Annotated in this window: 21 protein-coding genes, 7 tRNA genes and 2 riboswitches; of the genes, 7 read left to right on the forward strand and 21 right to left on the reverse strand. The window is 30.0% G+C overall.

What is annotated here, in order from left to right:
- Positions 1–179: 179 nt before the first annotated feature.
- A complete protein-coding gene (recQ, locus tag H8S20_RS14790) occupies positions 180–2,339 on the reverse strand; it encodes a DNA helicase RecQ (protein ID WP_186860579.1) in 2,160 nt (719 codons plus the stop codon).
- A gap of 174 nt (positions 2,340–2,513) precedes the next feature.
- Positions 2,514–2,587: transfer RNA gene (locus tag H8S20_RS14795), tRNA-Trp, on the reverse strand.
- A gap of 201 nt (positions 2,588–2,788) precedes the next feature.
- Between H8S20_RS14795 and tsaE the strand changes: the two genes are divergently transcribed.
- The 3 genes from tsaE to rimI are packed head-to-tail and all read left to right on the forward strand — an operon-like array spanning position 2,789 to position 4,396.
- Positions 2,789–3,250 (forward strand): tRNA (adenosine(37)-N6)-threonylcarbamoyltransferase complex ATPase subunit type 1 TsaE, encoded by a 462-nt coding sequence (gene tsaE / locus H8S20_RS14800; RefSeq protein WP_032117279.1) that lies wholly within the window; start codon positions 2,789–2,791, stop codon positions 3,248–3,250.
- On the forward strand, positions 3,247–3,963 hold the full coding sequence (gene tsaB / locus H8S20_RS14805) for a tRNA (adenosine(37)-N6)-threonylcarbamoyltransferase complex dimerization subunit type 1 TsaB (protein ID WP_186860580.1): 717 nt from the start codon (positions 3,247–3,249) through the stop codon (positions 3,961–3,963). Before tsaE ends, tsaB begins: the two co-directional genes overlap by 4 nt.
- The gene (gene rimI, locus H8S20_RS14810) at positions 3,947–4,396 is read left to right on the forward strand and encodes a ribosomal protein S18-alanine N-acetyltransferase (protein ID WP_186860581.1); all 450 of its coding nucleotides are present in this window, start codon (positions 3,947–3,949) and stop codon (positions 4,394–4,396) included. The genes tsaB and rimI overlap by 17 nt, the downstream gene beginning before the upstream one ends.
- Before the next feature lie 133 nt (positions 4,397–4,529).
- Here the strand turns inward: rimI and H8S20_RS14815 are convergent, their stop codons facing one another.
- Together H8S20_RS14815 and H8S20_RS14820 are read right to left on the reverse strand one after the other, a co-directional pair.
- Positions 4,530–5,117 carry an ECF transporter S component gene (locus tag H8S20_RS14815; RefSeq protein WP_186860582.1) on the reverse strand — a complete coding sequence of 196 codons (588 nt, stop codon included), beginning with the start codon at positions 5,115–5,117 and terminating at the stop codon, positions 4,530–4,532.
- A 180-nt stretch (positions 5,118–5,297) separates the two neighbouring features.
- A riboswitch (FMN riboswitch) is annotated at positions 5,298–5,414 on the reverse strand.
- A gap of 128 nt (positions 5,415–5,542) precedes the next feature.
- Entirely contained in the window at positions 5,543–7,708 is a 2,166-nt protein-coding gene (locus tag H8S20_RS14820) for a Tex family protein (RefSeq protein WP_186860583.1), read from the reverse strand.
- Positions 7,709–7,873: 165 nt separating this feature from the next.
- Here H8S20_RS14820 and H8S20_RS14825 point away from each other — a divergent pair, with 165 nt between their 5' ends.
- On the forward strand, positions 7,874–8,206 hold the full coding sequence (locus tag H8S20_RS14825; RefSeq protein ID WP_032117274.1) for a hypothetical protein: 333 nt from the start codon (positions 7,874–7,876) through the stop codon (positions 8,204–8,206).
- A gap of 75 nt (positions 8,207–8,281) precedes the next feature.
- Complete coding sequence (locus H8S20_RS14830; RefSeq protein ID WP_186860584.1) at positions 8,282–9,628, forward strand: M28 family metallopeptidase; 1,347 nt, start codon at positions 8,282–8,284, stop codon at positions 9,626–9,628.
- Positions 9,629–9,750: 122 nt separating this feature from the next.
- Here the strand turns inward: H8S20_RS14830 and prfB are convergent.
- The 6 genes from prfB to recD2 all read right to left on the reverse strand — a co-directional run bounded on the left by prfB (position 9,751) and on the right by recD2 (position 18,547).
- Positions 9,751–10,849 (reverse strand): peptide chain release factor 2 gene (gene prfB / locus H8S20_RS14835; RefSeq protein WP_186860585.1). Its coding sequence is split into 2 segments (ribosomal slippage): positions 9,751–10,770 and positions 10,772–10,849, totalling 1,098 coding nucleotides; the frame shifts between segments, so codons are not numbered across the junction.
- A gap of 212 nt (positions 10,850–11,061) precedes the next feature.
- On the reverse strand, positions 11,062–13,575 hold the full coding sequence (gene secA / locus H8S20_RS14840; RefSeq protein WP_186860586.1) for a preprotein translocase subunit SecA: 2,514 nt from the start codon (positions 13,573–13,575) through the stop codon (positions 11,062–11,064).
- A 143-nt stretch (positions 13,576–13,718) separates the two neighbouring features.
- On the reverse strand, positions 13,719–14,249 hold the full coding sequence (gene hpf, locus H8S20_RS14845) for a ribosome hibernation-promoting factor, HPF/YfiA family (protein ID WP_032117270.1): 531 nt from the start codon (positions 14,247–14,249) through the stop codon (positions 13,719–13,721).
- 436 nt (positions 14,250–14,685) lie between these two features.
- Entirely contained in the window at positions 14,686–15,330 is a 645-nt protein-coding gene (locus H8S20_RS14850; RefSeq protein ID WP_186860587.1) for a ComF family protein, read from the reverse strand.
- Positions 15,303–16,295 (reverse strand): hypothetical protein, encoded by a 993-nt coding sequence (locus tag H8S20_RS14855; RefSeq protein ID WP_186860588.1) that lies wholly within the window; start codon positions 16,293–16,295, stop codon positions 15,303–15,305. The genes H8S20_RS14850 and H8S20_RS14855 overlap by 28 nt, the downstream gene beginning before the upstream one ends.
- Positions 16,296–16,315: 20 nt before the next feature.
- A complete protein-coding gene (gene recD2 / locus H8S20_RS14860) occupies positions 16,316–18,547 on the reverse strand; it encodes an SF1B family DNA helicase RecD2 (RefSeq protein WP_186860589.1) in 2,232 nt (743 codons plus the stop codon).
- Between the two features lie 108 nt (positions 18,548–18,655).
- Between recD2 and nagA the strand changes: the two genes are divergently transcribed.
- Positions 18,656–19,795 (forward strand): N-acetylglucosamine-6-phosphate deacetylase, encoded by a 1,140-nt coding sequence (gene nagA, locus H8S20_RS14865; protein WP_186860590.1) that lies wholly within the window; start codon positions 18,656–18,658, stop codon positions 19,793–19,795.
- Positions 19,796–19,837: 42 nt separating this feature from the next.
- Here the strand turns inward: nagA and metK are convergent, their stop codons facing one another.
- From metK to H8S20_RS14905, 8 genes are all read right to left on the reverse strand, one after another.
- Complete coding sequence (metK, locus tag H8S20_RS14870; RefSeq protein WP_032117265.1) at positions 19,838–21,013, reverse strand: methionine adenosyltransferase; 1,176 nt, start codon at positions 21,011–21,013, stop codon at positions 19,838–19,840.
- Between the two features lie 95 nt (positions 21,014–21,108).
- Positions 21,109–21,283: riboswitch (SAM riboswitch) on the reverse strand.
- Between the two features lie 162 nt (positions 21,284–21,445).
- Positions 21,446–21,530, reverse strand: a tRNA-Tyr gene (locus H8S20_RS14875).
- A 7-nt stretch (positions 21,531–21,537) separates the two neighbouring features.
- Positions 21,538–21,612, reverse strand: a tRNA-Thr gene (locus H8S20_RS14880).
- A 5-nt stretch (positions 21,613–21,617) separates the two neighbouring features.
- Positions 21,618–21,693: transfer RNA gene (locus H8S20_RS14885), tRNA-Val, on the reverse strand.
- Between the two features lie 30 nt (positions 21,694–21,723).
- Positions 21,724–21,808 (reverse strand) — tRNA-Tyr (locus tag H8S20_RS14890).
- A gap of 6 nt (positions 21,809–21,814) precedes the next feature.
- Positions 21,815–21,889: transfer RNA gene (locus H8S20_RS14895), tRNA-Thr, on the reverse strand.
- Between the two features lie 20 nt (positions 21,890–21,909).
- Positions 21,910–21,994: transfer RNA gene (locus tag H8S20_RS14900), tRNA-Tyr, on the reverse strand.
- A 186-nt stretch (positions 21,995–22,180) separates the two neighbouring features.
- Entirely contained in the window at positions 22,181–22,618 is a 438-nt protein-coding gene (locus tag H8S20_RS14905) for a hypothetical protein (protein WP_032117264.1), read from the reverse strand.
- A gap of 109 nt (positions 22,619–22,727) precedes the next feature.
- On the opposite strand from H8S20_RS14905, the gene yyaC reads away from it, so the two are divergent.
- Positions 22,728–23,258 (forward strand): spore protease YyaC, encoded by a 531-nt coding sequence (gene yyaC / locus H8S20_RS14910; RefSeq protein ID WP_032117263.1) that lies wholly within the window; start codon positions 22,728–22,730, stop codon positions 23,256–23,258.
- 42 nt (positions 23,259–23,300) lie between these two features.
- Here the strand turns inward: yyaC and H8S20_RS14915 are convergent, their stop codons facing one another.
- The 3 genes from H8S20_RS14915 to H8S20_RS14925 form a co-directional block, all read right to left on the reverse strand.
- Positions 23,301–24,335 carry a rod shape-determining protein gene (locus H8S20_RS14915; protein ID WP_032117262.1) on the reverse strand — a complete coding sequence of 345 codons (1,035 nt, stop codon included), beginning with the start codon at positions 24,333–24,335 and terminating at the stop codon, positions 23,301–23,303.
- A 91-nt stretch (positions 24,336–24,426) separates the two neighbouring features.
- A complete protein-coding gene (gene spoIIID, locus H8S20_RS14920; RefSeq protein ID WP_032117261.1) occupies positions 24,427–24,678 on the reverse strand; it encodes a sporulation transcriptional regulator SpoIIID in 252 nt (83 codons plus the stop codon).
- A 90-nt stretch (positions 24,679–24,768) separates the two neighbouring features.
- A complete protein-coding gene (locus H8S20_RS14925) occupies positions 24,769–25,551 on the reverse strand; it encodes a M23 family metallopeptidase (protein ID WP_186860591.1) in 783 nt (260 codons plus the stop codon).
- Between the last annotated feature and the right edge of the window lie 79 nt (positions 25,552–25,630).

The following is a 25,630-nucleotide window of genomic DNA, read 5'->3' on the forward strand; positions in this document are numbered from 1 at the left end:
CTTTTCTTATTTTATTTCTTCTATGGGTACATTCTACACCGAATTTTACAAAATTGTAATAGTTTTCAGTAGTAATAAAACAAATACCTACTATTTAAAATATGTTTCTCATTCGTAACATATTGTTTCATATGGTTATAAAAAAATGAGCTGATATATATCAGCTCATTTTATCTAAGTTATATATTACTATTATTGATAACAAACCTCTTTAATATTACAGCTTTTATAACGTTATAAGTTATACTTTCTGGAACAATCTCCTTTATTGGTTTTAAAGCATTTGCTCCAACCTCAGATATAGCTTTATCAACAACTTTCTCTTCTTCTTCTGTAAAAAACTCACTAAAATCTATATCGAATCCTAAGTCATTATTGTCAGCTATATAATGTTCTATATGACTAAATATAGTTTGGATGGTAATACCTCTTTCCTTAGCTACATCCTCAAAGCTCATACTATCTCTCAACATATTAACTGTAGTTACATATGACTTTTCTTTTGCATCACTTTTAACTTTAATCTCCTTGCTTTCTCTAGTAACAGTATTAAAGATAAAACTTACTTTAATTTGCTTTTCATCTATATATTTTTTAATAGCATCCATAAATACTTCACCGTATTTTTCAAGCTTAGCTTTACCTACTCCACTAATATCTAAAAACTGCTCTTCGTTTATCGGCATCCTTGTGCTTAATTCCCTTAATGTATTATCACCAAATATAATATATGGAGGTATTTTTTCTTCTGATGCTATTTCCATTCTTATAACCCTTAATATATTAAACAGTTCATTATTTTTAGCTACTGCTTGCTTAACATTAACTTGTTTTATAAAAACTTGTCTTTGCCCTTTAACTATTTCCATAGACTTATTATTTAACGTAACTACAGGATATTCCCCCCTATAATTAAGATATCCATAGGATATTAGTATATTTATAAATTCTGCTAATTTATCTTTAGTATAGTTCTTCATTATATTATATGTAGATAATTTATCCAATCCAAATTCGATAACCTTTTTATTAGTAGATCCTCTAAGAACATCTACTATCATTCCTATGCCATATTTTTGTCCCATTCTATATGCACAAGAAATAACCTTTTGTGCATCTTCAGTCTTATCAACTAGTTCACCTTGCAACTCGCAATTACTACAATTATTACAATTTTCTTCTACTTCTTCACCAAAATATTTCAATATAAACTTTCTATAACACTCTTGGTTATATACAAAATTAATCATAGTTTGTAGTTTTGAAAGTTCATTTTCTTTTCTTATCGGATCATTAGTTCCAGCATCTATAATATATCTTTGTGTTTGAACATCTGATGGTGAAAATAACATTATACACTCACTATTTTCTCCATCTCTCCCAGCTCTACCTATCTCTTGATAATAACCTTCAATATTCTTAGGCATATTATAATGTATTACATATCTAATATTAGGTTTATCTATACCCATTCCAAAGGCGTTAGTAGCTATTATAAGCTTTGATTTATCATATATAAAATCTTCTTGTGCTACTTTTCTCTCTTCATCACTTAATCCAGCATGATATTTCTCTACAGCTATACCTTTTTGAAGTAAAAAACTATGAAGATTATCTACCTCTTTTCTAGTAGCGCAATATATAATTCCTGATTCATCCTTGTTCTTTTCTATATAGTCTAGTAAATAGTTCTTTCTAATAACACCTTTTTCAACTATTATTTTTAGATTTTCTCTATCAAAGCCTGCTATAAAAATCTTAGGATTTTTAAGCTCTAGTCTATCTACTATATCTCTTCTTACCTCTTCTGTTGCAGTAGCTGTAAAAGCTGTTACTATAGGTCTTTTAGTTAATAATGATATAAATTTACTAATTCTTCTATAACTTACTCTAAAATCATGTCCCCATTGTGATACACAGTGAGCCTCATCTATTGCAATTTGAGATATTTCCATTTGAGTTATCATTGTCAAAAACTCATTAGACTCTAATCTTTCTGGAGCTACATATAAAATCTTTATATCTCCATTTCTAATTTTTCTTAATATCTCATTTATTTCTACATTATTTAATGATGAATTTATATATGCCGATTCTATACCTATATTATTTATACTATCTACTTGGTCCTTCATTAATGAAATAAGAGGAGATATTACTAGCGTTATCCCATTTAAGATCACAGCTGGAACTTGATAGCATATAGACTTTCCTCCACCTGTTGGCATTATTGTTAATACATCATTTCCATTAAGTATTTCACTAATAATTTCTCCTTGTTTTCCTCTAAAGGAGTTATATCCATAATATTTTTTTAATATCTCTAATGCCTTATCCATAAATTCTCCTTTGCCTTTATATATAAACTTAAAACACTTCGTTTAAATTATTAACAGTCATACTAAATATATTCAAACACTCATTCTATCAACAACTTTCTAATATATTCATTATTAATAGAATACTTTTTAAAAGCATAAAAAAAACTAGCAAGAATATCTTACTAGTTTCTTTGGCAGGGGTACTAGGAATCGAACCTAGCCTAATAGTTTTGGAGACTACTGTACTACCGATATACGATACCCCTAAGTACAATACATATTATATCTTATGTTTCTAATTAAATCAATGTTTTTTCTACTATTTTTTTATAATTCTTTTCTTTTGTCATCTTTTTGGATAAAATAATAGATAGTTAATAATTAAGAGTTAAAAGTTAAGAGTTAAAAATTTATTTTAGTTAAGTTTATTGTTCTCTTACTATTAACTATATAATGGAGGATTTTTTATGATTTTTTCTGTTAATAGCGTTGAGCAAACTACCGCTATTGGTTTAGAGTTAGGTAAGCTTTTAAAATCTGGTGATATAGTATGCTTAACTGGAGATTTAGGTACTGGTAAAACTCATATAACTAAAGGTATCGCAAAAGGTTTGGGAATTGATGATCACATTACTAGCCCTACATTTACCATAGTAAATGAGTATGATTCTGGAAGATTAAAATTTTATCACTTCGACGTTTATAGGGTATCAGATCCCGATGAAATATACGCTATAGGTTTTGATGATTATATATTTTCAGATGGAGTTTCTGTTATTGAATGGGCTAACTACATAGAAGATATATTACCTAATGAATATCTACATATTCATATAGAGAAAAATTTAGATAAGGGTGAAAATTTTAGAAGTATTACTTTGAAGCCTTATGGTGAAAGATATGATTACATAAAGGAGTTAAAATTATGATAGTTTTAAGTATGGATTCTTCATCTTTAGTAACTACTGTTGCTCTTCTTAAAGATGAACATATACTAGGTGAGTTTACTATTAATTTCAAAAGAGAACATTCAGTTATATTGATGGAAAAGGTAGAAGAACTTCTTAAAGATTGTGAAGTTGATATAAATGATGTTGATGGATTTGTAGTATCAAAAGGTCCGGGTTCATTTACAGGATTGAGAATAGGTATGGCTACTGTAAAAGGTTTAAGCATGGGAAGTAATAAACCTTATGTTAGCATATCTAGTTTAGATGCTTTAGCTTACTCCCTTTTAAATTTTGATGGTCTTATATGCCCGATAATGGATGCATTAAGAGATAGTGTATTCACTTGTATTTATAAAAATATTGATGGTAAACTTACTAAAGTTATAGATTATTCTGCTCTTTCTTTAGAGGAACTAGCTACAGAGTTAAATTCACTAGGAGAAAAAGTTATATTTACTGGTGATGGTGTATACAAGCATAAAGATTACTTACTAGCAAATATTCCTAAGGCTATATTTGCACCAAATCATTTAAGTATCATAAAAGCTTCTTCTCTTGGAGAACTTGGAATGATTAAATTAAAAAATGGAAACTTTGATGATAAAAACTCTGCTCCACTTTACTTAAAGAAACCTCAAGCAGTAAGAGAATTAGAACAAAGGTTGGCTATGAAAAATGAAAATAGATTATAAACTTATGGATAGCTCTCATATTAATGATGTCTATGAACTAAGTAAATCATGTTTTTCTGTTCCTTGGAGTTTAGATTCTATATCTTATGAAATAGAAAATCCACTAGCAAAATATGTTATTGCCGAAAACTTATCCACAAAAGATGTATTAGGTTTTGCAGGTGTGTGGATAGTTGCTGGAGAAGGTGATATAACTAACATTGCTGTTAATCCATCTTATCGAAAACAAGGTATAGCTTCTAGACTTTTAGAAAAACTTTTTGAGGTGTGTAAAGAAAATAACTGTACTGAAATAACATTAGAAGTTAGAACTTCTAATATCGCAGCTCAAAATCTTTATAAAAAATTTAACTTTAAAGAAGAAGGAATAAGAAAAAAATATTATTCAGACAATGGTGAGGATGCTATCATTATGTGGAGAAGAGATAACTAAATAGTTAATAATTAAAAGATAAGAGTTAATAGTTCAGGAATAAAATCAATTAATTTGATTATTTAAAGAATCTGTACAACAGTTTCTCTCCTAAACTATTAACTCTAAATTATTAAATATTAACTTAAATTAATTACGCTATTTGGTTTTTTGAATCATTAAATTTACTATCAACTTTAAATATTGCTACCGATACTTTCTTATATAAAAGATAAGTTATTATTCCTACGATTAAAGCCTTTAGTCCATTGAATGGTAATAATCCTACAATAACATATTGGCTTAGTTCTGCTGGTGCCATTTGCATTCCATATGCAGGTAGTAAGAAATATACATTAGCTACTATTCCTAACAATTCCATAACAATCCCACCTATTATCATACCTATAATAGCAGTTTTTTTACTCTTATTTCTATTATAAATCCATGCTGCTGGTACAACTAATGCAAGACCAACTATAATATTGGCTAATTCTCCTATAAAACCTGTTTCTGTTCCTTTTATTAAGAATCTTAATAATACTTTTAATATTACTATAGCTCCACCTGCTACTGGTCCATAAGCAAATCCACCCATTAATGCTGGAACTTCACTTAAATCGATCTTTAACCATGGGAATAATGGGATTATAGGGAAATCAAAATACATTAATACTACTGCAATTGCAACTAATAAGGAAATTTTAATCATTTTGTTTACGTTTTTGTTTGAATTATTCATTTCATTCTCCTCCCAAAAGTTATCCTCTGGGGTAATTTGTTAGAATCTAAATTGCTTGTCTTATTTATATTTTGCTTAAAAATAATTTTTTAATACATAAAAAACCCTGATGAAAATTCACCAGGGCATAAAAAACAAGCTAATTAAACTAAATGCAAAATAGCACTTATTTATCTAACTTACTACCTTCTTTCATCCAGACTTTACTGTCGGCCTCGGAGTTTCACCGAATCATACTCATAAGAGCTCGCGGGCTATACCGCCGGTAGGGAATTACACCCTGCCCTGAAGATAATTTTATTAACATTTATTTCATTTATATTATATTCTAATATTTGTATTTTTTCAAGTAATATTATTATATTTTTTAATTTTTTAATAATACCTTTAGTTTTTGTTACATTAAACACCCAATAGTAACAGCATTATTTATCTATATCTTTCATAGTTAAAGAAATTCTCTTTCTTTTTTCATCTACTTCCATTATCTTAACCTGTATAACATCTCCTACTTTTACTATATCTAAAGGATGTTTTACAAATCTATTAGCCATTTGACTTTTGTGAACAAGCCCATCTTGATGCACTCCAATGTCTACAAAAGCTCCAAAGTCAGATACATTTCTTACTGTACCCATAAGAATCATTCCTGAAGTTAAATCTTTTATATCTACTACACCAGTTTTTAATATTGGTTTCGGCATATCTTCTCTTGGGTCTCTACCAGGCTTTTGTAATTCCTTTATAATATCCTTTAAAGTAATTTCTCCTACTTCTAATTCTTTTATTATATTACTTAATCCCTTTTCAGAAACTCTTTCATTTATATCATCTAGCTTCCTATTCTTTAAGTCTTCTTTAGTATAACCTAACATTTCAATAAGTTTTTTTGTTATATTATATGATTCAGGGTGAACTGAAGTATTATCTAAAGGTTCTTTACTTTCCATAACCCTTAAGAAACCAGCACATTGCTCAAATGCCTTTTGTCCTAATCTCTTAACCTTTAATAATTCCTTTCTAGAGCTAAATCCTCCAACTTCATCTCTATAAGCTACAATATTATTAGCTATAGCTGAATTTATACCAGCAACATAAGTTAACAACGAAGGTGTAGCAGTATTTAAATCTACTCCAACTTTATTAACTGAATCCTCAACAACTCCAGTTAACGATTCATCTAATCTCTTTGGTGTTACATCATGTTGATATTGTCCTACACCTAAAGCTTTTGGTTCAATTTTCACTAGTTCAGCCATTGGATCTTGAAGTCTTCTACCAATAGAAATAGCTCCTCTTATAGTTACATCTAAATCTGGATACTCTTTAGTTGCAAGCTCTGATGCTGAATAAACTGATGCTCCTGATTCTGATACTATTACATAAACTAATTCTTTCCCTGTTTCTTTTTTTATTTCAGATATCATCTCTGAAATAACTTCCTCAGATTCTCTTGAAGCCGTTCCATTTCCTAGAGATATTACTTCTACATCATATTTATTTATAAGCTCTTTTAAAACCTTCTTAGTGCCATTTACATCATTTCTAGGTAATGTAGGATATACAGTAGCCTTTTCTAAAAACTTCCCAGTAGAATCTAATACAGCAACCTTACATCCTGTTCTGAATCCTGGATCAAATCCCATAACAACCTTACCTTTTATAGGTGGTTGCATAAGTAGTGATTTTAGGTTTTCCTTGAATATTAATATTGCACCCTCTTCTCCTTTGTCTGTAAGTTCACTTCTCACTTCTCTCTCTATTGAAGGAAATATTAGTCTCTTATATGAATCCTTAATTGCTAGCAATAAGTATTTATCTGTTATATCATTCTTTTTAAGAATTTTATTTTCTAAATATGATAATACCTTTTCTTCATTTACATTTATCTTCACTGAAAGAATTTTTTCTTTTTCTCCCCTATTTATAGCAAGTATTCTATGTGGAGGAATTTTAGATACCTCTTCACTGTATTCATAGTACATTTCATAAGGTGTAGATTCTTCGCTACTACCTTTTGTTTCAAGCTTTCCTTCTCTTACAGTAAGTTCTCTTATCCATTTTCTATAACTTGCTTCATCTGATATCATTTCGGCTATTATATCTAAAGCTCCATTAATAGCATCCTCTGATGATAAAACTTTCTTTTCTTCGTCTATATATTTAGAAGCTTCTTCTTCTATATTACCTTTAAAATCACCTTCAAGTATTACTTCAGCTAATGGTTTTAACCCCTTTTCTAATGCTATTGTAGCTCTTGTTCTCTTCTTTTGCTTAAACGGTCTATATATATCCTCAACTTCTGTTAAAGTTTCACTTACTTCTAAAGCTTTTACTATTTCTTCAGTTAATTTCCCTTGTTCATCTATAGATTTTAAAACTGCTTCTTTTCTTTCTTTTAAATTTCTAAGATAATTTAATCTTTCAAAAAACTTTCTTAAAACTTCATCTGTCATAGCTCCAGTTTGTTCTTTTCTATATCTCGCTATGAAAGGAACCGTATTACCTTCATCTAATAAAGTAATAACATTTTGAACATGCTTTAGTGATATTCCTAATTCCTTTACTAATCTTTCCTCTATATTTACCATAGCTCCTCCTAAACTTATGTCACTTATTTTTCTTTCATTAACTATTATATAATATTTCCCAATTATTTTTTAATATTTTTTCTTCCTGAATATTACACTATTGATATTAAGTAAATTAACTTGTATAATTTAATTGTAAAATATTTACAATTAGGTGGTGATATTATGCCTCAATTTATTAATAAATTTATGTATATTCTATTAATAATATTTATAACATTCCTTGTATTAAATGAATTTTACGTAATTGACTTTTCTACAAATCTAAGGAATATATTTATATTCTTAACATTGATATTAATTTTATTAACATCAATGAAGGAAATATTATCAGGTAAGAATGGATTTATAAAATTCTTAAATATTCTAACTTTACTTTGTACTGTTGTTGGTGGTATTTTCTCTATTGTTAAAGGACAACTTAATACCTTTATTTATATATGTTTAATATTCTCACTAATTAACGGAGTAATAGTTTTGACATATTCAAAAACATAATTTTATTTATTTTAATCATATTACAAACATTAGAATAATATTATTAGATATATATTATAATTTCGAGGTACTTTTATGCGAAAAAAACTTATATATCTTTTAAGCTTATCCGTAACATTTATTTTATTATTTTTTCTAATTTTGCTTAACTGTTCATATTCATCTTTTGATTCTAGCAACGTAAAAGACACTATAGATGTACTTTCTTCGGAAACATTTAATGGACGTTTAGCTGGTTCTACTGAGAATACGATGGTTGCAGATTTTATAGAAAATAAATTTAAAGAAAGTAATTTAAAAACTTATGGAGACGGTAGTTACAAAAAAGATTTTAATACTATCTGTCCAGTTTCTACAGACACAACACCTTATCTTAAAATAATGTCTAATGGCAAAGTAGAAGAAGAACTTCAATATGGAGTTGACTTTAAAGAAGATATGATTAACTTTAGAGGAAATACATTTACTTTTTCTAATAAAGATAAAATTTCTTCATTCTATCTTTCTATTGAAGTAACTACTTCTGAAAACAAGTTTTTATTTTTTGTTCCTAATGGAAATGAACTTTACTTTAGAAGTTCCTTCATGAGCGATTTTCCTTATGATGCTGTTATTATGGTGACAGAAAACACCAAGAACAAAATACTTAATAGCTTAAATGAAGGGAAAGAAATTTCTGTTCATGTTCCTTTTGAAGCTGAAAGCAAAACAATCTCTAATGTAGTTGGTGTTATTGAGGGTACTGATAAAGAAGCTGCACCTTTAGTAATTACAGCCCACTTTGATCACTTAGGTAAAGACGGCTTAGGTAATATATATGGTGGTGCATTAGATAACGCATCGGGTACAAGCTTCATGCTTGAACTTCAACGTAGCCTTTCTACATTTGCTAAACCTAATCGAGATATAATTTTTGTTGCTCTAAATGCGGAGGAATTTGGGTTATTAGGATCGAAACAGTTTGCAGAAGACAATATATTTAATTTAAAAAATTCGGAAGTCATAAATTTTGATATGGTTGGAAGCGCTGGTTTTCCAATAACATTTATGCAAGGTGTTGATTTTAAAGATAAAGATTCAGAACTACTAAAATCATTAGAAGAACTATGTAAAAAAAATAATACTTCTTATGAAGTTGTATATCAAGACTCAAGTGATCATGCTAGCTTTAATAAGTTAGGTATAGATTCAGTAAGCTTTTGTCATAGTGATTTAAGTAAAATTCATACTCCATATGACACTACAACCTATATTAGTACTGATGCTATAGATTCAGTTTATGAAATAGTAAACCAAAAAATAATGAATAGTTGCTATAACAACTTTACTTTATTACTTTACAATAAACTGTTAATTCTAGTTTTATCAATAATTCTAGGTGTCTTAGTTGGATATCCTCTTCTTAAGAAAAAAGTAAAATAAATAAATGCCTACGACATGAATATCATATCTGTCGTAGGCATATTTCTTTTCACTAAAGATGAATATTTCTCTTAACTTTGCTAATATTTCTCTTGTAAGCTTTAGCTAACAACATTTTCAAGCTATTTATTCTGTTTTAGATAAGCAGTTATAAACTGATCTATTCCACCATCCATAACAGAACTTAGATTTGATGTTTCTTCGTTAGTTCTATGATCTTTAACCAGGTTATATGGATGGAATACGTACGATCTTATTTGACTTCCCCATCCCATATCTTTTAGCTCCCCAGTCAAATCCTCAATTTTCTCTTTATGAGCTCTATCCTTAAGTTCTATAAGTTTAGACTTAAGCATTGACATGGCTGTGTCTTTATTTGAAAATTGACTTCTTTCATTTTGGCACTGTACAACTATTCCAGTTGGTATATGAGTTATTCTTATAGCTGATTCAGTTTTATTTACGTGTTGCCCACCAGCTCCACTCGCTCTATACGTATCTATCTTTAAATCATCTGATCTAATATCAATATCTTGGTCTTTAGTAAGCTCTGGTAGTACTTCTACTGAAGCAAAAGATGTTTGTCTCTTACCATTAGCATTAAAAGGTGATATTCTTACTAACCTATGGATACCCTTTTCAGCTTTCAAATATCCATAAGCAAATTCCCCTTTTACTTTTAAGGTAACACTCTTTATTCCAGCCTCGTCACCTTCTAATAAATCTACTACTTGAACCTTATAGCCTTTCTTTTCACACCATCTAGTATACATTCTAAGAAGCATATCAGTCCAATCATTAGCATCAGATCCACCAACTCCTGCATGAAGATTTAATATAGCATCATTTTTATCATATTCACCAGATAAAAGTAACTCTATTCTATATTCTTCAATTAGTTTTTCTATATCTCTAATCTCATAGATAATTTCATTTACAGTCTCTTCATCATCTTCTGCAATTTCAGCTAATACTTCAACATCATCTATTCTATTAATTAAACTTTCAAATCTATCTATTTTATCCTTAATACTCTTACTTTCTTTAGTAACTTCTTCTGCTCTTTTTATATCATCCCAGAATCCTTTTTCCTGCATCTGAAGCTCAAGCTCTTGAAATCTCTTTTCTAAACTGTCCTTGTCAAAGAGAAGCCCTCATTTCATCTAATGTAACCTTTAAACCATTAAGTTTAGCAAGCTCTTGCTCTAATTTAATTAACACTATATCAACCCCTTTAGCCAATTTATAATTTATAATTAAGAATTAAAAATTATCTATGAAATTTCTTCTTAATTCCTTTTTACTATATTCTATCATTATAGACATCTATTTAAAATAATAATATATATTTTAAACTGTAAAATTCATAGAAGCTCTTTCTCCAATTTAAAATTTAAAATTAATAATTAAAAAAGTGCCCTTAGGGCACTTTTTTATACTCCTCTGCCGCAGCAGTTTTTATATTTCTTTCCACTTCCGCAAGGACAAACATCATTTCTTCCTACTTTGTTTTCATTTCTTGCAGGTTCCTTCTTTAAGCTCTTATCATCTTCTCCATGACTAGCAGAAGTTTCTTCTACAACTTTTTCTCTTTCCACTGGTCTTTCAACTCTTACATGGAATAAGAACTTAACTGTTTCATTCTTAATTCCCTCGATCATTTCTTCAAACATTGCACTACCTTCCATTTGGTACGCTTGAATTGGATCTTGTTGCTTATATGCTCTTAATCCCATTCCTTGTTTTAAATGATCCATATTATCTATATGAGCCATCCATTTTTGGTCAACAACTCTTAAAAGAACTACTCTTTCGATTTCTCTCATTTGTTCTTCACCAAATTCTAACTCTTTACCTTTATAAATTTCTAATACTACAGATAATAATTTATCTTTTATTTCTGTATTAGAAAGGTCAGCTAAATCTTCTACAGTTACTGTTCCATTAGGTAGACATATATCCCCTAAGTATTGTAATAACTTACCTAACTCTTCTTCTAAGTTTTCAATCTCACCCATTAAGTGAGAATTTACAGCATCTGCAATAACCTCTTCTATCATAGATTCTATTTGATCTTTTAAGTTTTTACCTTCTAAAACTTCTCTTCTTTGTCTATAGATAACTTCTCTTTGAAGATTCATTACATCATCATATCCAAGTAAGTTCTTTCTTATATCAAAGTTATTACCTTCAACTTTCTTTTGAGCATTTTCTATAGCTTTAGTAACCATATTACTTTCTATTGCTTCATCCTCTTCAAGTCCTAACTTATCTATAACCCCTTGAATCTTTTCTGATCCAAAAATTCTCATCAAGTCATCTTCTAAAGATATAAAGAATAATGATGCACCTGGGTCCCCTTGACGTCCAGATCTACCTCTTAATTGGTTATCTATTCTTCTTGATTCGTGTCTTTCAGTACCTATTACCTTTAATCCACCAACTTCTATAACACCTTCACCAAGCTTAATATCTGTACCTCTACCAGCCATGTTAGTAGCTATTGTAACAGCTCCATATTCACCAGCATGAGATATTATTTCAGCTTCTTGAGAATGATATTTGGCATTAAGCACTTGATGCTTTATTCCTCTCTTCTTTAATAGAGATGAAATATACTCTGATCTATCAACACTAGCAGTACCAACTAAAACTGGTTGGCCTTTCTCGTTAGAAGAAACTATTTCATTTATTATAGCCTTATACTTACCAGCTTCATTTTTATAAACAATATCTGAGCTATCTATTCTTGCAACTGGTCTATTAGTTGGTATAACAATAACATCTAAATTATAGATTTCTCTAAATTCATTTTCTTCTGTTAAAGCTGTACCTGTCATACCTGATAATTTATCATACATTCTGAAGTAGTTTTGGAATGTTATTGTTGCTAAAGTCTTAGATTCTCTTTGAATTTTAACTCCTTCTTTGGCTTCAATAGCTTGGTGAAGACCATCTGAGTATCTTCTACCTTCCATAAGTCTTCCTGTAAACTCATCTATAATAACTATTTGGTCATCTTTAACCATATAGTCTTTATCTAGTTTCATTGTGTAATTAGCTTTAAGTGCTTGAGTTACATAGTGTTGTAATTCTAAGTTTTTAGCATCTGCATAGTTTTCTAAATTAAAGCATTTTTCAGCTTTAACAACACCTTCATCAGTTAATAAAACTGCATTTGCTTTTTCATCTATAGTAAAGTCTTGCTCTTTAACTAATGTTTTAACGAAATAGTCTGCAACACTATAGAATCTAGTTGACTTATCTCCCATACCTGAAATTATAAGCGGTGTTCTAGCTTCGTCTATTAAAATAGAGTCAACTTCGTCTACTATTGCAAAGTTTAATTCTCTTTGAACCATTTCTTCTTTGTAGATTACCATATTATCTCTTAAGTAATCAAAACCATACTCGTTATTAGTACCGTATGTGATATCACAGTTATAAGCTGCTCTTCTTTCATCGTTAGTTATTCCATGTACTATAACTCCAGTTGTTAATCCTAAGAAGTTATATAAATGCCCCATCTCTTCCATTTGCGTTTTAGCAAGATAGTCATTTACTGTAATAACGTGAACACCCTTTCCTGTTAATCCATTAAGGTATGCTGGTAGTGTGGCTACAAGAGTTTTACCTTCCCCAGTTTTCATTTCAGCTATTCTTCCTTGATGAAGTACCATACCACCAAGTAATTGAACTCTAAAATGCTTCATTCCTAATACTCTCCAAGAAGCTTCTCTACAAACTGCAAAAGCTTCTGGTAATATACTATCTAAAGATTCCCCTTTAGCTATTCTATCTTTAAATTCAACTGTTTTATTTTGTAACTCTTCATCTGTTAAAGCTTGCATAGATGGCTCTAAAGCTTCTATTTTATCAGCTATACCTTGAAGTTTTTTTACTTCTCTTTCACTATATGTTCCAAATAGTTTCTCTAAAAATCCCATAAGTATTTCCTTTCAATTATAAACCATTATTATATCTTAAAGTTCTTTTATAAATTATACCATTTATTATGTTAATAATTCAACAAAAATAAACTTTATGAAAAATCTAAAAGGAGTCCCTTCAAAAGGAACTCCCTTATAATTTACTCATAATCCGGCTCTAAGATACCATAATTTCCATCTTTTCTTCTATAAATTACATTAATATTATTTGTATCTGCATCTTTAAATACAAAAAAGTCGTGTTCTACTAACTCCATTTGTAATATTGCCTCATCTGCAGTCATTGGTTTTATATTAAATTTTTTAATTTTTACTATTTCGCCAGTTCTTTCTTCATCTTCTATTGCTACTTCTTCTATGTTAGAAAATTTTAAAGAACTATTATTTCTTCTTGATAGTTTAGTTCTTTGTTTTCTTATCTGTCTTTCTAATTTGTTTTCTACTAAATCTATTGACTTATACATATCATCAGTGGCTTCTTCACATCTTAGTATAACACCATTGAATGGTATTGTTACCTCGAATATCTGCCTATTCCTTTGTACACTTAGTGTAGCTCTAGCTTCTACGCCTGGATTAAAATACCTGTCTAATTTTGAAATCTTCTTCTCAATTATTTCCTTTAATGCTGGTGTCACGTTAATATTCTTACCTATTACTGTTACTCTCATAAGGTCAACCCCTCTCTATTCGTTGTGGTTATGTCTTTTAAGATTTCAAATTCTTTTATTTATATATATTCTACTATTTAAAGTTTTATGAAACAAGCCTCATTATATTTGAATTTTCTGAATATTCTTTCTATAGTTTTGATTTACTTAACTTATCTTTAATTATTATAAGTTTACATAAAAAAGCCACTAATTTCTAAGAAATTAGTGGCTTTTTTGCAAAAGTTAGCTGACCTGGATTTTGACCCCACACTCGCCTACTGGAGCTTTTGCTACCCAGAATTACCCTCTCACTACTCACACTCTCAACATAACTGTTGGTAGGACTTACTTCTATACCGCACCATGCTCATTAAAACTTTGTCTAACTTACGTGGATCGTTTCGCCTGCGACTGGCATCGACTTGCATCCACAGACCTAACTTTTACATTAATATTATATATGGCTTTTGGCAATTGTCAATATAGTAATTTCTTCTATATCACAATTTTTTAATATTTTTTTACATTCTAATAGTGTTGCCCCAGTTGTAACTACGTCATCTACAAGCAAAATTCTTTTATTTTCAATATTATTTTCTTTTATTTTAAAAGCACCTTTAATATTTTTATATCTTTCTTCTTTTGATAGACTTTTTTGTTCTCTAGTATCTTTAATTTTAATAAGCGAATCATTAACTGGAATATCTAATGATTTACTTAGATTTTTGGCAATTACTTCACATTGATTAAACCCCCTCTGTTTAACAGAGGATTTACTCATAGGAACATAGCATATTTCATCAAATTCTATATTATTTTCATATATTAAATTTAATAACAATTCAGAAATAACATTTCCAGCAGTAAAGTTTTTATCATATTTAAATGCTAATATTAACTCTTTTAATATGCCTCCATAATATCCATATGATAATATATCATCCTGATTTTCTACTCTCTTAATTTTACTTTTACAATATGGGCATATTCCTATAAAATCTTCAGAATTACAAATTATGCATCTATTGGATGGTGGATAAATAATATCAAGAATAGTTGATACAATGTTCCTTATTTCTTTAATAATTTTCTTTCCCATAAGCTTTGATTAAATCCTCTTGTTATATTTTTAGATTTATCCATATCATCTGATATCTCTTTCGATACCAAGAGTATCTCAGGTAAAAACTCATTACTAACTCTAAGAGCGCCACATAGATAAATTATCTCTTTATAGCTGAAAGATTCATTATCCGAAAATAACATAACTATATTTAAATCATCTATAAAATTAATATAATTACCTATACTATTAGTAACTATAAAAACAGAGTCATTATACCCTTCTAATATATCTTCCACAAATCCAAAGTTCTGTTCTTTTGCGTATTTAACCACCCTTATATCATCATTCTTTAAAGTGTTATAATAATTATTGTAAATCTTATTTAACATATATTCAGATGGAACAATAATTAAAGCTCTTTTTTTATTCTTCTTAAACCATTTAAGATATTCATATAAAGCTAGTGGTATATCATTTTCTAATCTTATTCTAGTTAAAACAAACCTTGGCTCTACGATTGGCACATTATCAACTAAATAAACTAATTCCATTTTACTCCCTATTGGAAACACATACTCTGAAGAATATATAATTATCTTACTAGATCTCCAATAAACATCTTCTACAGCTTCTCTAAGTCTATTTTTCGATATAGATGAAAATATACTTATATCATCAAATATAACAAGGTCGAAATCATCATATACTTCTTCTAATAAATCTATAGTTATAAACTTTATATCGTCTCCTATATGATTCTTCTTCTGTTCATCTATTAAAATATTATAGTATTCTCTCTTTCTCTTTTTTATTTGCTCCTTATCGGTACAACCCCATACATATAATATCTTACCATTATTATATAAAACTCTATTTATTAAATTTGAAAATACAATAGATGTATTAAAAGGTCTAGTTTTAACAGTAAGTACTTTAGTTTTCTTATCATACCAATTATTTATTTTCTTAAATGCACTGTTAAGCTCTTTATAATTCATCTTTATAACCTCTCTAAATTCTAATCCCTAACTATCTTTTCATCTGCTGTAATATCTATAATTCTTTCCTTTAATGAAGAATATCTTTCTACATTATTAGTGTTAGTTACCATATATTTAAGAGCCTTTTGACTTCCAACAACTACTACTAATTCTTTGGCTCTTGTTATCCCAGTATATAGTATATTCCTATTCATCAAAAATGCTGACCCCATAAAAACTGGAGTTATTACAACTTTAAATTCACTTCCTTGACTTTTATGTACAGTTATTGCATATGCAAGCTCTAATTCATCTAAAAATGCAAATTCATAAACAACTCTTCGCTCATCATCAAATATTACTGTTAAAGTACTCTTATCTTCGTTTATAGACTCAATAAAGCCCATGTCACCGTTAAATACTCCAACACCTTCTTCATCACCAATACCACTAATTCTAGTCCATTTAAGAGAGTAGTTATTTTTTATTTGCATAACTTTATCTCCCTCTCTAAAAATCATTTCCCTAACATTCTTTTCTTTCTTATGATTTGATGGAGGATTAAGTATTTTTTGAAGCTCATTATTTAAATTCTCTACTCCTAATACACCTTTTCTTGTTGGCGATAAAATTTGTATATCCTTTACCTTATTCCATTTAGAATTAAAATTAGGTAATCTCCTATTTATTAAATCAATTATGGTTTTTAAAATATCATCTATATTTTCTCTTGAGTCAAAGAAAAAATCACCATCTTTTTTATTTAGGTATGGTAATTCACCACTATTAATTTTATGAGCATTAACAATGATCATACTTTCCTTACCCTGTCTAAATATTTCATTTAGTCTTACTACATTTATAAAATTACTATTTATCAAATCTCTCAAAACATTACCCGGACCTACTGAAGGTAGCTGGTCAACATCTCCAACTATTATCACTCTAGTTCCTAATCTAATAGCCTTTAAAAGACTATTCATAAGCATGATATCTATCATAGATGCCTCATCTATGATAATTACATCACCTTCTAAAGGTTCTCCTTCTCCCTTACCAAAAAATGAGTTTTCATCATCACTTACGCCCATTTCTAAAAGTCTATGAATAGTTTTTGCTTCTCTACCAGTAGATTCACTCATTCTCTTTGCTGCTCTTCCAGTTGGAGCTGCTAAAAGAACCTTCATGCCACTGTTTTCATATATCTCAATTATACACTTTATAATTGTTGTTTTCCCTGTTCCTGGTCCACCAGTTATTATTTCTATACCATTATTAAATGCACCTATAATAGCTTCTTTTTGAGCTTGCGCAAATTTTATATTATATCTTTTTTCAAAAGATTCTATTTCAAACAAAACATCAGTATTAATAGTCTGGAAGTTCTCTATGCTTAAAGTTATTATCTTATTAGTTACTCCTAACTCACAGTAATAATAAGGTAGAGTATACACTGCATCTATTTCCTTAATCTTTTCTACCTTTAACTTTCCTTCTAATACACTATTGTATATATTTTCTACTACAAGTTCTTCCTCAACCATAAGAACCTTCTTACATTCATCTATAAGCATATCCTGTGGCATATATGTATTTCCTAATGCTGAGAAATTATTAAGAACATATCTAATTCCGCTTTGTATTCTAAAAGGTGATATTATTTCAATCCCTAAACTTCTAGCAATTCTGTCTGCTGTTAAAAAACCTATTCCTGATATTTCATCATTTAATATGTATGGATTCTTTGAAACTATATCTATTGAATCTGGTCCAAACTTTTTATAAATTTTTAGACATTGATTTATAGTCATCCCATGTTTTTGGAAAAACATTATTATATCTTTTAAATCTTTACTCTCTAAGTAAGAATCATATATTATACTAAATTTCTTTTCACCTATACCATCAACTTCTTTTAATCTCTCAATATTGTTATCCAGAATCTCTAAAGTCTTATCCCCAAACTTATTTACTATTTTCTTTGCAGTTACCGGTCCAATACCATGAATTATACCAGTTGATAAATACCTTTCAATCTCTTTTGCCGATGACGGTAATAACTCATGATACTCCTCTACATTAAATTGTCGACCAAACTGCTTATGATTAATCCATGACCCCTTAAAATTTATCTGCTGTCCCTCTTTAATAAGAGGCATTATTCCAACAACAGTAATTAATTCTTTATTGGCTGTTACCTTACTTACTATATATCCCGTATCTTCACTTTTAAATATAATAGCCTCAACTAATCCTTCTAGCACTTCCATTTTATTGTTCACACCTTTAAATCTTATCTTCTATATTATATAATTATATCATATTATATAAATTTAACTCATATTGCTTTAAATTTGAGTTATGTAGGAGGTATTTTTATGTTAATTAAAAATTGTAAATTAATTTACCTAGACAAAATAGAAGAAGGTTCTGTTTTGATAGAAGATGGTAAAATTAAAGAAATAAATCCTAGTTCTATAGCTAATGATAACGTTATAGATGGTAAAGGATTATATTTAAGCCCTGGATTCATAGATGTTCATATACATGGAGCTGGTGGTGTTGATACTATGGATGGAACATACGATGTTATAAATACAATAGCTAAAACTATTGCTAAACATGGTACTACTTCATTTACTCCAACTACTATGACTGTAGATAAAAAAGACATAAGAAAGGCTATGTCTGCAATTAAAGAAGCTAAAATAAAAGGTACAGATGGAGCTAACGTTTTAGGAGCCCACCTAGAAGGTCCATTTATAAGCCCTAAAGCAATAGGTGCTCAAAACCCAAACTACTTAATAGATCCAACAATTGAAAACTTTAACGAAATGGTTGGTGAAGACGAAGATGCAGTAGTTTCTATAACAATGGCACCAGAAGTAGAAGGAGCTAAAGAACTAGCTACCTATCTTTCTGATAAAGGTATAGTTTGCTCAATGGGACATACTAAAGCTAATTATGAAGAAGCTATGGACGGTATAAAGTGTGGATTCTGCCACTCAACTCACCTTTTCAATGCTATGACTCCATTTACTCATAGAGAACCTGGTGTTGTAGGGGCAATATTTGATTCAGAAATAACTACTGAAACTATATCTGATGGTATTCATATTTCTTATCCATCATTAAGAACTGCTTATAAGCAAAAAGGAACTGATAAGGTACTTTTAGTTACTGATGCAATGATGGCATGCGGAATGCAAGATGGCATGTATTCTTTAGGTGGTCAAGATGTAGAAGTTAAAAATGGTGCTGCTAGATTATTAAGTGGTTCACTTGCTGGATCAGTTCTTACTTTGGATAAAGCTATTAGAAATGTTTATAACAACTCTAATTACCCACTTAACGAAATAGTTAAAATGGCTTCATATAACGGAGCTAAACATTGCAAAGTAGAAGATAGAAAAGGCTTAATAAAAGAAGGCTTTGATGCTGACCTAGTTATTTTTGATGAAGATATAAACGTAAAAATGACTATTGTTAACGGAAACGTGGTATATAACACACTTTAATAAAAAGGAACTCACAGCAATTCCTGTGAGTTCCTTTTTTTATTATAAGTATTTCTTTATATCTTCAACTTTATTTAATCTTTCCCATGGAAGATCTAAGTCATTTCTACCGAAGTGCCCATAAGCTGCTGTTTGCTTGTAAATAGGATTTCTTAACTCTAAATCTCTTATTATTGCACCTGGCCTTAAATCAAATGATTTTTCTACTATTTTCACTATTTCTTCTTCTGAAAGTTTTCCTGTTCCAAAAGTTTCAACTTCAATTGATACTGGTTTAGCAACTCCAATAGCATAAGCTAATTGAATTTCTAATTTATCTGCAACTCCAGCTGCTACTAAGTTTTTAGCTACCCATCTAGCTGCATATGCTGCTGATCTATCAACCTTTGTTGGATCTTTTCCTGAGAAAGCTCCTCCTCCATGTCTACCGTATCCACCGTAAGTATCAACTATTATTTTTCTACCAGTTAATCCACTATCCCCTTGTGGGCCACCAACAACAAATCTTCCTGTTGGATTTATATAATACTTAGTATTTTCGTCTAAAAGCTCTGCAGGAACTACTGCTTTAATTACGTGTTCCATTAAGTCTTCCCTTATTTGTTCTTGGCTAACTTCTGGTCCATGTTGAGTTGATATTACTATTGTATCTATTCTTATAACTTTGTTATCATCATATTCTACTGTTACTTGAGTTTTTCCATCTGGTCTCAAATATGGTAATGTGCCATTTTTTCTTACTTCACTAAGTCTTCTAGATAATCTATGAGCCATTGCTATTGGTAATGGCATAAACTCTTGTGTTTCATTTGTTGCAAAACCAAACATCATTCCTTGGTCTCCTGCACCAACTGCTTCAACTGCATCTTTATCACCAGCTTTTGATTCTAATGCTTCATCAACTCCCATAGCTATATCTGATGATTGCTCATCGATAGATGTTAATACAGCACATGTATCACAGTCGAACCCAAATTTAGCTCTATCATAACCTATTTCTCTTATAGTTTCTCTAACCACCTTAGGGATATCCACATAACATGATGTTGATATTTCTCCCATTACCATAACCATTCCTGTAGTTACAGCTGTTTCACAAGCTACTCTAGCCATAGGATCCTTAGCTAGTATACTATCTAATATTCCATCTGATATTTGGTCACAGATTTTATCTGGATGACCTTCTGTTACTGATTCTGATGTAAATAATCTTCTCATTATATATCTCCTCTCTTAATTAAGATGATATTAATTCTAAAGATAAAAAAGTCTCTTCTTAAGATAAAGAAGAGACGTAATATTCAACCATGTCTTTCTTATCTTGCAAAATTAATTGCAGGAATTGGCACCACGTATACAATTAATAATTAAAAGTTAAAAATTAATAATTAAGTTAATTTAATTATTATTTATTAACTATCAACTGCTAATTGGTAACAGGTTGCCGGGTTTCACAGGGCCCTCTCCCTCTACCTCTCTTGATAAGAACTAATATCAAATTTTATTTACTTTTTATTTACTGTAATATATATTAACAATTATTAAAACTAATGTCAATAAATTTAAATTCTAATATATTCTCAACTTTTTATAATACATATTACTTATTTTAAGTCAAAATAAAAAAGCATAGATAAACTATGCTTTTAATGGTGGGGGAGGACGGATTCGAACCATCGAAACGAAACGTAACAGATTTACAGTCTGCCCCCTTTGGCCACTCGGGAACTCCCCCATTTTAATGGAGCTGGTGATCGGAGTCGAACCAACAACCTGCTGATTACAAGTCAGCTGCTCTGCCATTGAGCCACACCAGCGTATTTGGTGGAAACAACAGGGATCGAACCTGTGACCCTCTGCTTGTAAGGCAGATGCTCTCCCAGCTGAGCTATGCTTCCACGTTATTATTTATTTTTCAAAAAATTAAATGGTGGGGGAGGACGGATTCGAACCATCGAAACGAAACGTAACAGATTTACAGTCTGCCCCCTTTGGCCACTCGGGAACTCCCCCATTTAATGGAGCTGGTGATCGGAGTCGAACCAACAACCTGCTGATTACAAGTCAGCTGCTCTGCCATTGAGCCACACCAGCATATTTAATTAAGTTATTAATGGTGGGGGAGGACGGATTCGAACCATCGAAACGAAACGTAACAGATTTACAGTCTGCCCCCTTTGGCCACTCGGGAACTCCCCCATATCGTATTAATAACTTTCATCATTTCGTGCATCACTGCCGAACTGACAATGACTAGTATATATTCATAGCAACAATATTTCAAGCCTCATAATAGCTCATTTTCCGATTTTATTTTTAATTTGCTCTATTTTCCTTCATTTTACTTAATATTAAGCACTTATATAACTTTAATAGCCATTATAACTACACTAAGTCAATATATTGATTTAATATACCTACAAGCCTATCATAATCCTCTTCTACCAAGCGTTTTTTAATATATTCCATAGCTTCCTTCTTTGAATCTATGCTACCATTATTCAAAATAGAATTAACTTTAGCACAATCAACAACTGAAAGTTTATCTAATATTCCTTCAACTACATTTCTCTCATCTAAAGTTAAACTGTTAATTATATTATCTAAATTTAAAGTTAAAACATCAGAACTATTTCCCTGTAATATTTGCTTATCTGTTGATAAAGAAGTTTCTTCCACATCCCCTTCTGTAATCTCAGTTGTCTCATCTTCCAAACTACTTATATCTTTATTTTTAATATTTGGTTCATATAAAACTACTATAAATATAGTTACTACTATAACTAAAAGTGACATAGTTCTCATTATTATCTTCCATTTCATTTAATATCACCACCTTATTAAAAATATTTTCCATTTTTTCTTTTTTTATACTTATTATATTCTTAGTTTTTCTCTCATATATATTATTATTGAGGGGTGGTGGGTATATTTGAAAAGAAAAGTTAACTATAAATCTAACTTATCTTATTATGAAATTGCAGAATTTATAAGAAAATATGTAACATCTGAAACTATTATAGTTTGCATTGGCACAGATAAATGTATTGGTGATTGTTTAGGTCCTTTAGTAGGTACTTTTTTAGAAGAGTCATCCTTCCCTGTTCCTGTATATGGAACACTAGAATCACCTATCCATGCCTTAAACATAGATAAAAAAATTGATGAAATAAAAAAACTTCATCCACAAGCTACGATTATCGGAATTGACGCTTGTTTAGGAGATACTAATTCTATTGGCGAAATACATGTAAGAGATTATCCTATTCATCCCGGTAAAGGTGTAGGAAAGTCATTGCCTGAAGTAGGTGTATCCTCAATAATAGGAATAGTTGACTCTAGTGACAATGCTGAATTCTTTACCTCTAGAGGTATTAGACTTAGTTTAGTATTCGAAATGGCACGAGTTATTTGTCATGGACTAAACCATGCATATTACCTTAATTCTTCATATAATAAATAGCACTATAAGAAATAACTTATAGTGCCATTTATATATTTATAATTAATCTATTAGACTTATCTCTTTTCCAAAAATATCTGAATCTATTTTATCTATAAAGTTTAAAACTTGACCTGTCCCTTCTGCAACAGCTTCAACAGAATTATGAGCTATTTCAACTGTAACTCCAGTGTTTTCTTCTATAAGCTTATTAAGTCCATCTAATAAAGCTCCTCCACCAGTCATCAATATTCCTTTTTCTATTATATCCGCAGCTAATTCAGGTGGTGTCTTCTCTAGTATACTCTTAACTCCATCAACTATTACAGATACAGGCTCTGACAAAGCTTCTCTTACTTCTTCAGTACTTATTTCAACTTCATCTGGTAAACCTGTTATTAAATTTCTACCTTTCATAGTAGTAAATAAATTTCTTGAATCTTTAAACGCAGATCCTACTTTTATCTTAACATCTTCTGCAGTTTTCTCACCAATCATTATTTTATGTTTATTTCTAACATACTTTATTATTGCTTCATCAAATTTATCTCCAGCGATTTTGATTGATTTCCTAACAACTACTCCTCCTAATGATATAACAGCTATATCAGTAGTTCCTCCACCAATATCTACTATCATTGTTCCATTAGGCTTGGTTATATCTAATCCAGCACCTATTGCAGCTGCTAGTGGTTCTTCGATTATATGAACTTTTTTAGCCCCTGAATTTCTAGCAGCATCCATTACGGCTCTTTTTTCTACTTCAGTAGCTTGAGATGGAACACAAACCATTACTCTTGGAGCTACTATTCTTCCCTTACCACAAGCCTTTTTAATAAATTCCTTTAACATTCTTTCAGTAACATCGTAATCAGAAATAACTCCATCTCTTAGCGGACGTACTGCAACTATATTTCCTGGAGTTCTTCCGATCATCTTTCTTGCTTCTTCACCTACTGCTAGTACCTTATTATTATTTTTATTTATGGCTACTACTGACGGTTCTTTTAATAATATACCTTTACCTTTTACATAAACAAGCACTGTAGCAGTCCCTAAGTCTATTCCAAGGTCGTTCCCACTTCTCCAAAACCACATTTTCTTCACTCCTACTAGATATATAATAATTCAAGATAATTCTTTTTTAGACAAATTATTCTTTAAAAATATTATATATGTAAAGGTATTATCATTCAATAGCTTTGTATTTTAATTTAGTAGCTTTTCCACCTCTAATATGTCTTTCTGCCTTATTTAATTCAAGTATATTTTGTGTCTGCTCTGCAATACTGGGATTAATTTTAGGCAATCTTTCTGTCATATCCTTATGAATAGTACTTTTACTTACTCCAAATACCTTAGCAGTTTTTCTTATAGTAGCTTTTGAATCAATAATATATTGAGCAACTTCTAGTACTCTTTCTTCAATGTAGTCTTTCAAAATGTAACCTCCTCAAAAAATAGATTTAATTAAAATATAATTCTTATTAGTAATCAGCCATTTGAAATTCAAATGGCTGATTTATTTTTCTTAGAAACTAAAGTAATCTGATGGATTTACTTGGTTTCCTTCAGAATCTTCAACTTGTAGATTTAATACATCTCCACATACTTCTGAAGTAAATATCATTGAACTATTTCCAACGATTCCAATTTGATCGCCTGCTGAAACTGTATCTCCAACAGCAACTGAAACTTCTCCATCTAAATTTGCATACTTAGTCTTTAATCCATTTGTGTGTTCTATAACTATAAAGTTTCCATCTTCTGTGCTCTTTGATACCTCAATTACCTTACCTTCTGCTGCAGCATTAACAGCTGTTCCTACAGAAGCACTTAAATCAATACCTCTTCTAGTTCTATCTACTGTTCCACTTTCACTATTTTGTAACCTAACCATTTCCTTATACTCTCTAGAAATCATACCTTCTAAAGGTAATTGGAAAACTACTTCTGTTACTGTATTAGAAACAGGAACATCTTCTGTGTTATCAGCTACTTCTGTATAGTCATCTACTTCTTCGTTGTTAGCAACTTCATCTAATTCATTTGATCCCTCTGCCACATTGTCACCATTTTCAACTCTATCTGCATTTGGCATTTCATTTCTTGAAGTTTCTGCAGAATCATTTGTTGAATCCTCAACATTTAGAGTAAATTCATTATTATGATCATTACTTTGCTTCAACTCATTATTTTTCTTAATAGTAAAGGCTGCTACAACTGCAACTATACATAAGCAAATTAGTAGAATAAAGTAAAAGCCCTCCCTTCTAAAAAAGTCTTTAACCTTATCTTTGTTGTTTAAATTCATATCAACACCTCCTTTTTGTAGTCTTGCCCCCCCTACAAATTTAATTCAATTTATACTCAATTTCCGTACTACAAATTTC

It is taken from the genome of Clostridium hominis (assembly GCF_014287825.1).
Taxonomy (GTDB): domain Bacteria; phylum Bacillota; class Clostridia; order Clostridiales; family Clostridiaceae; genus Clostridium; species Clostridium hominis.